Below are 13,751 nucleotides of genomic sequence, written 5' to 3'. Positions count from 1 at the left end.
ATATAGACATTTAAAACTCCGCTAATACTGGGAATTTATAACCTTTAAAATCTAACTCTTTATCACTTCGAACCATTAAATACTTGCTAGACTGTAATTCTGTAAACTGTACATCCTCAACCCCTAATTGATCCGGAGAAAAATAAAATTCGATTTCCCGTAAACCTTTCATTGATTTCTCCACATAATTCATCTAAAACCGGAAGTACTGGCGCAAATACTCCAAATAATTTCAACTTTTCATTGTCTACTTCATAAACGATTAAAGCATCTAGTTTCTCTGAATAATACAGTTTCTCATTCCATTCTGAATCATACATATTCAAATAAAATGAAGGATGGAAGTTTAAAGTTGAAAAACTATTTGAAAGTCTTTGGCTACTATCAATAGTTTCATGTATTAACTGTCTATTCTCTATATTATAGAAATCTAACTTTTTAAGTAGTGAATGGTTATTATTAATATTTTTATCATATGGTATAGTCATCAAATATTCCTGCACAACTTTAAATCCAAATGCTGTATATAGTTCAGGTTTTTCCGTAAACAATAATGCACATTCACATTTCTTATCAATTTCTTCTATCATTTTACTCATTAATTGTGTCATTAGCCCTTGTCTACGGAAATTAGGGTGTGTCATTGACTGATTGAATACCCGCCGCATTTATTTTTTCACCATTAATTAATAATGGGAGTGAAAATGCCGCAACATTTGCAATCACTTTATCTTCTTGTAAAAATGATAAAGCTTTATATGTATCATCCCAATATCCTTTATCCGAAAAATCATTCAATGTTTGAGTTATAATTCCAAACACTTCTTCAAATAAAGGAAATAACTGCTCTCTTTTCGGTTCTTCTATTAGAAGACTTGCCAATTTTTCAACATTCCCCATGCTGTACCTCCAAATGTTAAATTCCATTAAATTAGATATACTTATATGACCTACTCTTAAAAATAGAGGTCTTACCAATCAATATACTATCATAAAACATAAAAAAAAAGTCTAATTAATTTTATGTTTCGACTATTTGAAAATAAGTCGAATAAAAAAATATTAAGATTTTCGGATATTAATTAGTTTATTTTATAAAAATAGCGCTTTCTAATTAGCCTTTACTAATAGAAATACACTATTTATAATAAAATATTTTTATTCTTTTATCCCTTCAAGTCTTTCCTTCGTATTAATTTCTTCTCCACTTATACGCTTTTCAAAAGACTTTCTCCAACTATTTGAAAGTGCATTTACTTCTAATATCCTTTTTACCCCTTCAATATTTTGTTTTTCCTTATGCATAATACGGTTAGCGAATGCTACTGAAACACCTTTTGGATCAGACTGTAGTCTTTTTAAGGTGTCGACTGATGATACCCATCCTTCTTTTAATACACGAAAATAAAATCCTGTATATCCTGTTTCTTGAAAATATAGTGGTAACTTTGGAATATTATATTTTTTTGCTAATTTAAAACAAGGTTGCCTTGGTTGTGTTACCTGTACGATTGCCTGTCCTAGCTCAAACGTATCACCAATACAAACATCCTCTTCGCTCATACTACTAACTGTTATATTTTCTCCGAAAGCCCCATATACAAGATCTTGATTCAATTCTTTTTCCCAGTATGGATAGTGATCACCAGTATAAACACAAACTGCTTTATCTACTCCTCCATGATGAACTAAGTCAGCTTGTCCATCCCCATTAAATTTTACAAAGGATAAATATACCGGTTCCTTTACTTGTTTCTTATTTATGCCTGTATGAATTACCTTTCCGCCGTATGTAACCTCTTTTGGTAATCCTATATTTAAAGATAATAATTGATATTCATTAGCCATTCTATTTCCTCCTTTAAAGGTGTTACATGTATTTTCTCTCAATTAATTTTTACAACCCTCTCTGTTATTTAAAGATGATTATAAAACCTCTAAAATCATTGTTCAATTCAATTATTTATATAATAATGATAGGTATAACCTATTATTATACTTGAGGTGATTTCAATCGAATTACGACAACTTGAATACTTTTTAGCTGTTTCAAAAGAATTACATTTCACAAAAGCAGCTGAGAAATTAAATATTTCACAGCCTTCTCTAAGTCAACAAATACGTGCATTAGAGCATGAAGTAGGAATGCCACTTTTCGATCGAATTGGTAAAAAAATATCTCTAACTGAAGCAGGGAAGATTTTATTATCACATAGTAAAACCATTTTTCATGAAGTCGAACAAGCTCGTTCAGCTATTCAAGACCTAAACGGATTACAGCAAGGTTCCTTAACAATAGGGGCTTTGTTAACCGTTGTAAATTACTTACTACCACCAGCTATTTTAAATTTTAATAATTTATATCCTAATATAGAGCTTTCTGTATTAGGGCTTCGTACAGGAGATATTCGTAAAAAATTATTACAAAACGAACTACATATTGGAATTACATTTCTCCCAGTGCAAGATAAAGAGATTATCTCTATCCCTCTATACAAAAGCGATCTTACATTAGTCGTGCCCACTGGTCATCGATTAGCTGAACGTAATCATGTATCTATTGCTGAATTACAGAACTATCCTTTAATTCTTTTACCTAAAAATTTCTTTTTAACCGAACTAATTACATCTTATTGTCAAAAATTCAACTTTAAACCAAGACCAATTTTAGAAATTAGCACGATGGAATCTTTAATCCAAATGGTTTCCAAAGGAATGGGAATTACAGTGTTACCCAAACCATATATAGACTTTTTACAAAATAATAACATTCAAGCTATTAAAATAGAAAACCCTACTCCAACAATTGAAATAGGGTTAATTTATAGAAAAGATAAATATATGTGTGCTGCAACTCAAGAATTTATTGAACAACTAAAAAGCACAGTAAGTTCTTTCCAAAACTAAAAAAAGAGATTATCCTATGAAACCGTTTCACAACGATCTAGTAGAATAATCTCTTTTCAAAACAAAGTAAACATTATATTAAACTCTTATAGATTTTAATGTACCTTTTTAGATATTGGAATATATTTAGTAAAATATGCACCAACTAGCAATAATACAATTGAAAATAACCAAGTAAAAGCACCGCCAAAGTGAAACCAATATGCAAACATATTTAAAATTGCGAGTGAAAAGAAGCAAATAGAAGTTAACGCACTTTTCAATCCTTTTATCCCGGTTTTTTTTCTCTTTTGATAAGCAATATACATCGCAATGACAAGAAAAAAGATAAGAATAAATGGTAACATAACTTTTAGCATTGGTAATCCCTCCAGTGTAAATGCACTCTCTTCATTATCATCTTATCTCATTTATCTTTTAGGCATCAATTCATTCTTATCTTCCCTCCAAAAGTCAGTATAAGTTTTATTTTTAAAGTTCACGTTCACCTCAGAAAACGGCATACTTCCTCCAACTTTCAATGAGTACCAGTCGTTTAAAAGTGGTGATCCGAAACAAATCTTCATTGTACGATCATGTAAATCGAATAATACAGAATGTAAAGTTCCAAACCATTCTTCATAGTTATGTACAGTCAGTCCATCAGGATATTCTTCTACTAACTTTTTTAAAGACTCTATGCTCACTTGTTCATATCCATTTAAATGCTCATGTAAAACATGATATCTCTTTGTAGATTGTTCTAATTTCCTATTATTTAATTTCTGAATTGATGAACTAACTGCATGGTTTGTTGATACAATAAAAGCTTGGTTGTCACCATCAATCGTTGTTGTGGATTTATGACCGTCAAATATTTCAATATGTGCTGCGTTTAAAGGATCAGCTACTATTAAATTAATATTACTAGCAATTGGTATTTCTTCTATTAGTGATTTAGCTTCCTGCACATTTTTACATTTCTCCAACAACAATCGAATTACCGCAAAACACTGTAAACCATTTACCATTGGCTTTCTTAAACCTGCAATGTTTCCTACTGGTTGACCACATGCTGAAAATGTAACAGATAATCCATGTTCGTTAACCCCTTCTGTTCGACCAAAATATTGAGTAGAAAAGCCACTATGTGCATACGCACCTTCAACATGCGTCGAGCAAAAACGCATATCATCTATTACTGGTGACAAATCATAATTTCTTAATACATAAGTGTGAGTTAAATCTGTCTTTTTAGGTAATACTGCACAATGACTACAACCTGCTTTCAATAGTGTTTGATAGTAATACATCATATTTTTTGAAGGAATTTTTAACACTTCACAAAAACCTTCAATTTCTTCATTAATTCCAGAACAATATTGATTTAATATATTTCTAGATTCTGTCCAATGGTTATGCGATATTAAGTTTTCTTGTTCTATAAATTGCGGAATAAGATAAGAATGTTGTTTCACAAATTCACCTTGTTGCTTACCAATTTCATAATGACTTCCTTTGAGCGATGAAAAATACCCCTTTACTTGATACATCAAATTCCCCCTCTTATTAAACATATCCATATCGTACCAAATGAATCCCATTCATTCTTGATGTTTTTTACTACCTTACCTTAACTCCATGCCACTTTAAAACCTCCACTAATAATTATTTACTAAATAATTATTTTTTTGTTAATATTGCTACAGAAGCTTTACTTCAAAATAAAATAGTTTAATATCAAATGAGCAAAATACTATATTGAACTTACTCTTAAGCAATCATCTAATTTTTGAGATTAAGAAACTTATTTATCAAAGCAACAGGAGAATTATGTATGAGCAATTGCAAACCAATTGATGAATTAACTATTGAAGACCTAAAACAAAACCCCATTTGGGAATGGGCAATAGATGAAGAGGAAAACGAAGAACATGACGAAACATGGGTAAAACCAGCAGCAACTACTAATTTTACAGAGGAGCTAAACGGTTCAATCGTACTAGGCGAACTATTCTTACATAATGGTGAAAAATTCCCTATGATGTGTGAAATTGACATTGAAAATAACGAGGCAGTAATTCGTTCTGTTGTTTATTATAACAAAGCAGAAAATGAGTATATTGCTATAGAAGATATTGTGAAAACGGTCGAAATGCCGTTATCGATTATTATTAACCTAACAATTCATGCAGAATCCAAAACCTTACGCTTCACTGCACATAAAGTAGATATTTATAAAAATTCAATAACGACTAATTTAAATTAAAGTTGGGCGAAATAAAGAAAACAATTATTAAATAAAGTGAAGCTTTAATCAGTGGGGGTCTTACTGCCCAGCAAATAGCGGGATAAAAACCGGAAAATGATTATCGATTCCCCGGTTTTTCAAACTAGATTAAAGTATTCCCTTTTCTACTAAAGTCTCTGCGATTTGAACTGAATTCCAAGCCGCACCTTTTAATAGGTTATCAGAAACAATCCAGAGGTGGAATCCGTTTGGCATATCAGGATCTTTACGTATTCTTCCGACAAATGTATCTATTTTCCCTTCTGCATATAATGGCATTGGATACAGCTGTTTACTAGGGTTATCCTGCAAAATAACACCTGGTGCATCCATTAATACTTCCTTAATTTCCGTAACGGTTGCTTCTTTTTCCAGTTCTATATAAACCGATTCTGAATGCCCTGATACAACTGGAACACGTACACAAGTAGCTGCCATTTTCAGGTTTTCATCTTCTAATATTTTCTTCGTTTCTTGAATCATTTTTACTTCTTCAAAAGTAAAATCATTGTCTGTAAATATATCTACTTGAGGCAGTATATTAAACGCTATTGGGTAATGTTTTTTATCTTTTTTCGCCGGTAATATATTACTTTTCACTTCTTCACCAGCAAGCATAGACTTAGCCTGCTCTTGTAATTCATGAATCGCATGAATGCCAGAACCCGATACGGCTTGATATGTTGAAACGATGATTCTTTCTAAACCGAATGATTTTCGAATCGGCTGAAGTGATGTTACCATCTGTAATGCTGAACAATTTGGAACTGCAATGATACCTTTATGCTGCTTTAAAGTATGCGCATTCACTTCCGGAACAACGAGCGGTACACCTTGTGCCATTCGGTACTCACTTGTGTTATCAATTACAATCGCACCACTAGAAACTGCATGAGTTACAAATTGTCTAGATACTTCTCCCCCAGCGCTAAAAAAGGCAATATCTACACCTTCAAAGCTAGTTGTTTTTGCCTCTTTTATAATTATCTCTCGTCCTTTGAATCTTACTTTCTTACCAGCGGATCGTTTTGACGAAAGCAATGTAACTTCAACTATATTAAACTTCATTTCATTCTCTAACAGTTCAATAATTTTTTGCCCTACCGCACCTGTAGCCCCAACAACAGCTACATGATAGCCCTTTTTTTTCATCTTTTCTCCTCCAATATCACCTGAATGAATATTTCTACAATTTCATTTTATACAGAATTTAATCATTTGGAAAATTAAAATACATGATATAATCATTCACAAATCATGATAATAAAAGAGGGATCACTTATGGAAATGAGACATGTTAAAACATTTTGCGCCATTGTGAAGTATGGTAATTTTTCTAAGGCTGCGCATGCGCTAGGTTATGCGCAATCTACTGTTACAGCACATATGAAAGCTTTAGAGAACGATTTACATATTCCTCTTTTCGATCGGTTAGGGAAAAAAGTGCTACTTACAAAAGCAGGTCATCAATTTCATCCTTATGCATTAGAATTACTTTCAATATATGAAAAAGCGCGAGAAATCCCCCAAAATACAGATTATTTAGAAGGTACATTAAGTATTACATCTAATGAATCATTAGCGGTATACCGATTACCACAATTATTACGTACTTACAAACAGAAAAATCCAAAAGTAAATATCGTACTTGAAACAAACACAAATGAACAAGCATTACAAAAATTACGTGAAGGAGAAACAGACGTTGTCTTCATAATTGGAGAAAGTATAGAACATAATGATTTTATTACGCGTACTTTTAGTAATGAAACATTTGGATGGATTTTACCAGCTTATTCCTCTGCACATACAAATCCATTCCAGTTATTACAGGACACCCAGTTCATTTTTACAGAACAAAGCTGCGGCTATAGGCCAATGGTAGATCGTTTTTTACGTCAAAGTGGAAATATTCCAGCTAAAACATTTGAAACTTCCAATGTTGAAGTCATTAAACAATCCGTTATGTGTGAGTTAGGCATTTCAATTCTTCCTTATATCGTTGTACAAGAAAGTTGCCAAAAAGGACAACTATGTTTTCAACCTATCGAAACTCCAACAGTTATTCAAAGTTATGTAATCTATCATAAATCTAGATGGATTTCCCCGGTATTACAATCGTTCCTTTCCTTACTTGAACGAGACTAAAATATTAAGACGTACATAGAAAAAGAGTAATTGCCTAATAAGCAATTACTCTCTTTCATTAATTAGTATACTATTTATTAGTCTGTCCCCCACCTGCAATTAATTTACTACCTGAATATGTACCTTTGTTCATAAACACTTGATTAATTAATTCTTTTTGCTCAGCTACCGACATTACTCCTTTTCCTTCTCCTAAATTCCCACTTTGTAATTTCCAAATCTTATTATGATCCCCATCAACCTTTTCATATTTTCCTTGTTTCCATCGTTCTAAAATTTCTACATATGTACTTCCCTGTACAAGATCATTACTCTTTACAATATCAATTAAGCTTTCAATCCGCTCTTGTGTAATAAAAATATAGCCCCACTTTTGATCAGCTTTCGCTTTTTGATGTGCCATTTCATGTAATGCTGTCTGTATGTTCTCATCTGTCCATTTAAAATTTTTATTAAAACCACTATTCGGCAATGAATAATTTCCATTTTCTAAAAGCTTTGCATCTTCTGCTTTTACGTTACTATCAGCTAATACTTCTACTGCTGGAGCAGCTGGTGATGCCTTTTTCGCAGCTGGTTTACTATTATTTAAATAATGCAGCATACCATATGTTAAACCTACTCCAATTACCGCCATACCAGCTATAACACCTATTATTTTCAAAAATGTTTTCATCTCGCTTGTTTCCTCCCAAATTTCTCTGTTCTGACTACCTAATTATTTCTTATATAAAAACTGTTACTTCATTCCAAATATCGCATCCCATCCCCTATCATATTATTTATATATACTTCCTCATATTGTATTTCTTTTCCTTTTAAATTAAAAGATTATTCTGTTAAATATTGAAAATATTCTACAAATTTTTCCTTTATATTTATAAAGAAACAAAAAAACAACGATTGCGTTCTACAACACTCGTTGTTTTTACTTTATGCACGATTTTCTTTTAACCACTTCGTAATAGCATCTAACCTCGAAACATCAAAACGTCCTTCTTCACACACGTTCAAATTTTTTGAGTTTCTCACTATTTCTAATTCATTATTTCTTACACTTTTTGCCTCAATTAATTTACAATACCCATCTGTAACAGTATTTAAATTTTCATAATAACGCTGAAACGATTTTGATATATGTAAATGTTTTTCAAAGTTTCTCCTTCTTTTCGTTTCATCAGATACTTTCCGTTTTCTAAGTTCTTCATCGTTCGTATATAAATAAAAATATTGATCTGGAAAACCAATTTCCCTATTTATCATCTTTTCTTTATAAAAATTTTCTATTAAAGATAATGGCTGATTAAATATATCAAAATGAAAACACCAATTATAACTAAGTGGCTGATATATATCGCCATCGAGTATTACTAATTCATATTGCTCTGACTTCTGAACAGCTATATTCCAGCGCTCAACTTGTTTTTCAAAATACCATGTTCTATGTTCATTTTTTGGCCTTTCAAATAAAGAATTCACTTCAGGTATTATATAAGCACCATAATTCTTTTCTAATTCACGGCACGTGGTACTTTTACCAACAGCGCTTGCTCCCTCAAATGCTATTATCCCCATAATTTCTCCCTCTTTCATTAACTAAAATTTCGTTGTTTCACTTTTCTTCCCCATAACTTTCTCCATAAAACAATTGAAGCAATAGTGAGCATGATTGTTGTAATGATACTACCTTCAATTCCGAACGTGCCTCCATGCAATGTTTCTGGTCCATTTGTTATAGACTTAAAAATTGGAGTAGAATATACAGTTGTGCCACTAACTGCAAAACCATATACATTATATTGAGCCCAGTTCCAAATTGAGTGCCATGCACATATTCCCCACAGACCGTCTTCTTTCAATACATATAAAGCTGCGAAAACACCCACTAATATTATATTCGATATAGATAATATTGTAATTCCTGGATTAAGCAGATGAAGAAATCCAAATAAAAATGAAGTTACAATTATTCCAACCCATATACGACTTCTAACAGAAAGAACCGGGAATAACCAACCTCGTACAATAATTTCTTCCGTTGCCCCTTGTATTAAAAATGCAACTAGAGATCCTACTATTCCTACTATCACTGTTGAGGTAATATGTTGTACTTGCAATTTCACACTCCCCATTAATAATAGTAGAATAACTGGCGTTGAAATAAATAAAAACCCTATTAACGCACCTTTTAAATACTTTCTCATCCATTTCTCTTTCCAAAAGCCAATGGATGAAAAAGGTCTTTTTTCTACAAAACGAACCCATATAAATAAAATAAATATAGCTCCGCCAAACGTTAACACCATTCTAACATTGTCATAAATACCTTTCATGAATATCGTTTCAGCTTTCGGTAAAAATAACATAAATAACATAAAAAGTTCGCCTAAAGTCAAAAATATAATGGCTAATATTACAACAAAGACTGGATGGACCTTTTTTCTCCCTGCTTTTGCTGCTTCAATTATTAAAAATGAATTATTTTTCACTTTCTTTTCTCCTTTTATAATATTTAACTACCAACAGTAAACATCCATATTTTACTATAAAAAATACATTATTAATATTTACTCTAAGTTTTTCTTACATGATTTTGCATAAATCCAAATTAGGAATAATATATAAATAAAAGAGGTGCCTTTGTGCCTTTACTATTATCACCCAGATTACTCAGTGGTATTACCAGCACTTGCTATTTCCCACCATTTGTTGTAAGATAGTAATTAAGGTCAATTTAACACTATATTTTCTTTGCATATTATCAAGTATCAATCAGGGACAGTTTGTACTCCTTATGGGTTTTTGATAATATGTGAAATTTTATTTTCATTCAAATAAGGCCGATCATATTGTAATTTTTCTACTTTTAGGAGGCATTACCATGACATTAACAGGTAAAGTAAAATGGTTTAACAGCGAAAAAGGTTTCGGTTTCATCGAAGTTGCAGACGGTAACGATGTATTCGTTCACTTCTCAGCTATCACTGGCGACGGCTTCAAGTCTCTTGACGAAGGTCAAGAAGTTAGCTTTGAAGTTGAAGAAGGTAACCGCGGACCTCAAGCTAAAAACGTTGTAAAGCTATAATTCAAACAATAAAAAGGTTGTTACCAGCAAGGTTAACAACCTTTTTAATATATAACTAAAATTTTTTACATAAAAGGAGTGGTTACATGTATCGCAATCGAAAGAACGATGTAGCAGAAGTACCACCAGAACAAACCCCTGTTTGGGAATGTGAATCAGAGGATTGTTTAGGATGGATGAGAAAGAACTTTTCATTTGAAGAAGAGCCTAAATGCCCTTTATGTAAAAGTAGCATGAAAAGCGGAGAACGTTTATTACCTAAATTAGGTTAATTTATAATAAAAAAAACCTCTTTTAATTAAGAGGTTTTTTTATTATAAATTTATGTCCTCAATATCAGTTCGTACTATAGAATACAATAATGCATCGTGTTGCTTATTTCCTTGATGAATATATCCGCGCAATAGACCTTCCTTTTGGAAGCCAATTTTAGATAACATTCTACAAGAAGTAACATTTTCAGGATATGTAATAGCTCCAATTCTAAACAAACCTAAATCTTTAAATCCATAATCAATAATTTCTCGAGCTGCTTCTGAAGCATAACCATTTCCCCAATAATGAGGATGCAGATCATATCCAATCTCAGATCGTTTGCTCCATAATTGTAAATTGTTTAGTCCAATTGTTCCTATTAAAACATTCGTTTCTTTTAACACAATTCCCCATCGTATTGCCTTTTTCTCAAAGTAATTTTTTGAAAAAGATTCGATCATACGTGAAGCTTGTCCAAACTCCGTAAAAGAATTCATACCGTAATAACACGTCACTTCATCCAATGAAAAGATTTCATATATTTTTTGACAATAAGATTGTTCTATTTCAACTAAACGTAAGCGTTCGGTTTCTAATATAGGAAATGCCATAGGATCACTCCTTTCTCTCTACTCGTTCATTATATCAGAAAAAATATGTATAATTAGTAAAGTCCTTATTGTTCCATAAATCAAACATTTCTAATGGCGCATTCCCTCTTTATTCTATATACACGAATTGGATACCTTCTGATTGCCAATCAAACATGACGCTATAATTTCCATAAATCTAATTTTAAATTATCAAGAACTGTAAAGAAATTGTTTCTTCATTTTCTCCTTCTAAACAACCACCCTACCCCATATATTTATGGTAAAATATAGTTAATGTATTTTTTTATTGTGGAGGTGTAAATTTCCTATGTATATATTCATCGGCTTATCCCTCTTACTCATATTACTTATTTTTTTATTCGCAAAAAAATTCACACCAAACTCATTCATGATGACTAGCTTTAAAGGCAATAGCTTTAGGACATTTTCAATCGGTATTTTAATCGCTGCCATACTCTCACTTTCATATGGAACTTATCATGCAGTAACATATCAACCTAGTTATTTAGATATTAAATTAAAAAATCAAAATTATACTGTTTTCGGTAATGTAGGCGAATTCGGTTATTTCTCCGAAGAATTATTAAAAAAAGATACAGAAGTACAACTATATTTCGTCTCTTGGAAAACAATACAGTTAAAAAATCCGGTAATACTTATAGAATATCCTTCAGGAAAACAAGAAACATGGAAGCCAAATATCGTATCAATACCGGTAAATAAATTACAAGAAAAACATGATATAAAAGATATTTATCAACTATCACCGTATTCATTTAAAGAGTCTGGAGAAATAACATTAACAATAAAAGAAAACAATGTAAAAAACAATACAATTTCGATTCAAATAAAATAAATAAAAACTGTTCCTCCATTTTGCTGAAGGGACAGTTTTTATTTATTCTACAGTATTATTTATTTAATGTAGCCATTATTTCATTGGCTATATTCTTTCCATTTCCAATACACGCACCAATTCCGACACCGTAATATGAGGCACCAGCTAAATATACATTTGGATAAAGATTCGTCATTTTTTCTTGCAATGTTTGAACCGCTTGATTATGTTCTAAATGATATTTCGGCATTAAATCTTTCCAATTTGTAACTTTGACTACTTCTGGTTCACCTTTAATTCCGAGACTTTTTTCAATATCATATAAAGCAACTCGTACTAATTCTTCTTCACTATAATTTTTGATTGTTTCATATACCGGATTGGTGCTCTTATAAAACATTCTTACTAATAATTTTTGTTTACCCGATGTATGTTTCCACTTTCGACTTGTCCATGTGCAAGCATCACAATGTAAATCACTGTTTTCCGTTACAATAAACCCTGTGCCGTCAGCTGGTAGTTGTTCATCTAGTATGTCAAATCCTAAGTAAATACTTATAAGAGATGAGTTTTTAAATGTATTAAACTGCTCATTTAACTCATTAGACTGTAATAAAGTTTGTGCTATATCATGTGGAGCTGCTAAAACAACATAATCAGCTTGTATTGTTTCATGATTTACAAAAGAAATCTCATATCGATCTTCTTGTTTACTTACAGCCGTCGTTATAGCACCTTTTTTTACGACAGTTTCAGTCAGCACTTCTTCTAAGCGATTAATTATCGTAGATAGTCCACCTTTAAATGATACGAATTTTTTATTTCCTGCTGATTGAAATTGTTTTTTATTCTCTTCAAAACCTTTAATAATACTTCCATACTTATTTTTATAATCCAGTAAATATGGTAATGTAGATGCCATTGTAAGCTCATTCAATTTACCAGAATATACGCCTGAAAGCACAGGAGCAATTTGTCTTTCCACTAACTCTTTCCCTAAGAAACTTTCTAAAAATAGAGCAAGTGATGTGTCTTTCGTAAACTCTTTATTTTTCGTTATGAAATCTTTTAAAGCTACGATTTTCCCTTTCGTTGAGACTAGCGTACTGCTAAACAGCGACCGGGCGCTCATAGGTATCCCAAATATAGTATCAGAAGGAATCGGATGTAACATGTTTTCAGAATATATGTAAGAAATACCCGTTTCATTATATACCATTTCATCTTCTAAATTTAAATCTTTTACAAGTGGCATAACATATTCATTACGAGCAACGATTGAATCCGCTCCTGACTCCATAATGAAATCCTTTTCTTCCACACTATGGATTTTACCACCTAAATACTCTTCTTTCTCAATAAGAATTAAATTTAAATCGATATTATAATCCTTTTTTAATTTTTCTAAATAAAACATAGTAGAAAGTCCCGTTATACCTCCACCGATAACAACAACTGTTTTCATATGTGCTGCGCTCCTAACCGATACAATTAATAATTCCTTTTTATTATAACCAAAAGTCCTTATATTCGACTAGCAAGTTGCGCATTCTGTAAGAAATTAGACAATATATTTGAATATATTTTCAAATTACCTAATAAAAAAGAACTATAACATTTACAAACCCCGTCATA

15 protein-coding genes and 1 pseudogene are annotated in these 13,751 nt (G+C 31.6%); 6 read left to right on the top strand and 10 right to left on the bottom strand.

Annotation, left to right across the window (positions count from 1 at the left end):
- Nucleotides 1–10 precede the first annotated feature (10 nt).
- Nucleotides 11–900: pseudogene (locus AC0OM3_RS24625) on the bottom strand (GNAT family N-acetyltransferase).
- 258 nt (nucleotides 901–1,158) lie between these two features.
- Entirely contained in the window at nucleotides 1,159–1,848 is a 690-nt protein-coding gene (locus AC0OM3_RS24620; protein ID WP_474213167.1) for an MOSC domain-containing protein, read from the bottom strand.
- A gap of 156 nt (nucleotides 1,849–2,004) precedes the next feature.
- Here AC0OM3_RS24620 and AC0OM3_RS24615 point away from each other — a divergent pair, with 156 nt between their 5' ends.
- The gene (locus AC0OM3_RS24615) at nucleotides 2,005–2,907 is read left to right on the top strand and encodes a LysR family transcriptional regulator (RefSeq protein ID WP_046946310.1); all 903 of its coding nucleotides are present in this window, start codon (nucleotides 2,005–2,007) and stop codon (nucleotides 2,905–2,907) included.
- A gap of 95 nt (nucleotides 2,908–3,002) precedes the next feature.
- Here the strand turns inward: AC0OM3_RS24615 and AC0OM3_RS24610 are convergent, their stop codons facing one another.
- Nucleotides 3,003–3,266: a hypothetical protein gene (locus AC0OM3_RS24610; RefSeq protein ID WP_000921852.1), complete on the bottom strand. Its 264-nt coding sequence runs from the start codon at nucleotides 3,264–3,266 to the stop codon at nucleotides 3,003–3,005.
- Nucleotides 3,267–3,317: 51 nt separating this feature from the next.
- Complete coding sequence (locus AC0OM3_RS24605; RefSeq protein ID WP_061884148.1) at nucleotides 3,318–4,439, bottom strand: C45 family autoproteolytic acyltransferase/hydolase; 1,122 nt, start codon at nucleotides 4,437–4,439, stop codon at nucleotides 3,318–3,320.
- A 284-nt stretch (nucleotides 4,440–4,723) separates the two neighbouring features.
- Between AC0OM3_RS24605 and AC0OM3_RS24600 the strand changes: the two genes are divergently transcribed.
- Nucleotides 4,724–5,155, top strand: coding sequence for a hypothetical protein (locus tag AC0OM3_RS24600; RefSeq protein ID WP_061884147.1), 432 nt, complete (start codon nucleotides 4,724–4,726; stop codon nucleotides 5,153–5,155).
- Nucleotides 5,156–5,284: 129 nt separating this feature from the next.
- Here AC0OM3_RS24600 and AC0OM3_RS24595 read toward each other — a convergent pair whose 3' ends face one another.
- Nucleotides 5,285–6,328 (bottom strand): aspartate-semialdehyde dehydrogenase, encoded by a 1,044-nt coding sequence (locus tag AC0OM3_RS24595; protein ID WP_474213166.1) that lies wholly within the window; start codon nucleotides 6,326–6,328, stop codon nucleotides 5,285–5,287.
- Between the two features lie 129 nt (nucleotides 6,329–6,457).
- Between AC0OM3_RS24595 and AC0OM3_RS24590 the strand changes: the two genes are divergently transcribed.
- On the top strand, nucleotides 6,458–7,324 hold the full coding sequence (locus AC0OM3_RS24590) for a LysR family transcriptional regulator (protein WP_000425906.1): 867 nt from the start codon (nucleotides 6,458–6,460) through the stop codon (nucleotides 7,322–7,324).
- Nucleotides 7,325–7,394: 70 nt separating this feature from the next.
- Here the strand turns inward: AC0OM3_RS24590 and AC0OM3_RS24585 are convergent, their stop codons facing one another.
- From AC0OM3_RS24585 to AC0OM3_RS24575, 3 genes are all read right to left on the bottom strand, one after another.
- Complete coding sequence (locus AC0OM3_RS24585; RefSeq protein WP_000846985.1) at nucleotides 7,395–8,000, bottom strand: PRK06770 family protein; 606 nt, start codon at nucleotides 7,998–8,000, stop codon at nucleotides 7,395–7,397.
- Between the two features lie 257 nt (nucleotides 8,001–8,257).
- Nucleotides 8,258–8,917, bottom strand: coding sequence for an AAA family ATPase (locus tag AC0OM3_RS24580; RefSeq protein ID WP_116777498.1), 660 nt, complete (start codon nucleotides 8,915–8,917; stop codon nucleotides 8,258–8,260).
- Nucleotides 8,917–9,813 carry a CPBP family intramembrane glutamic endopeptidase gene (locus AC0OM3_RS24575; RefSeq protein WP_061884144.1) on the bottom strand — a complete coding sequence of 299 codons (897 nt, stop codon included), beginning with the start codon at nucleotides 9,811–9,813 and terminating at the stop codon, nucleotides 8,917–8,919. The genes AC0OM3_RS24580 and AC0OM3_RS24575 overlap by 1 nt, the downstream gene beginning before the upstream one ends.
- A 392-nt stretch (nucleotides 9,814–10,205) precedes the next feature.
- Between AC0OM3_RS24575 and cspD the strand changes: the two genes are divergently transcribed.
- A complete protein-coding gene (gene cspD, locus AC0OM3_RS24570; protein ID WP_000176366.1) occupies nucleotides 10,206–10,409 on the top strand; it encodes a cold-shock protein CspD in 204 nt (67 codons plus the stop codon).
- Nucleotides 10,410–10,495: 86 nt separating this feature from the next.
- Complete coding sequence (locus tag AC0OM3_RS24565) at nucleotides 10,496–10,681, top strand: cold-shock protein (RefSeq protein ID WP_000286203.1); 186 nt, start codon at nucleotides 10,496–10,498, stop codon at nucleotides 10,679–10,681.
- A gap of 42 nt (nucleotides 10,682–10,723) precedes the next feature.
- Here AC0OM3_RS24565 and AC0OM3_RS24560 read toward each other — a convergent pair whose 3' ends face one another.
- Nucleotides 10,724–11,275 carry a GNAT family N-acetyltransferase gene (locus AC0OM3_RS24560; protein ID WP_000885386.1) on the bottom strand — a complete coding sequence of 184 codons (552 nt, stop codon included), beginning with the start codon at nucleotides 11,273–11,275 and terminating at the stop codon, nucleotides 10,724–10,726.
- A gap of 310 nt (nucleotides 11,276–11,585) precedes the next feature.
- On the opposite strand from AC0OM3_RS24560, the gene AC0OM3_RS24555 reads away from it, so the two are divergent.
- Entirely contained in the window at nucleotides 11,586–12,134 is a 549-nt protein-coding gene (locus tag AC0OM3_RS24555) for a hypothetical protein (protein WP_000275250.1), read from the top strand.
- 55 nt (nucleotides 12,135–12,189) lie between these two features.
- On the opposite strand, the gene AC0OM3_RS24550 is transcribed toward AC0OM3_RS24555, so the two are convergent.
- The gene (locus AC0OM3_RS24550) at nucleotides 12,190–13,581 is read right to left on the bottom strand and encodes a protoporphyrinogen oxidase (RefSeq protein ID WP_000860363.1); all 1,392 of its coding nucleotides are present in this window, start codon (nucleotides 13,579–13,581) and stop codon (nucleotides 12,190–12,192) included.
- Between the last annotated feature and the right edge of the window lie 170 nt (nucleotides 13,582–13,751).

The sequence above is a fragment of the Bacillus sp. FAU20 genome, from assembly GCF_056033865.1.
The sequence above is the reverse complement of the archived record's forward strand: the minus strand, read 5'-3'. Positions and strand labels throughout refer to the sequence as shown.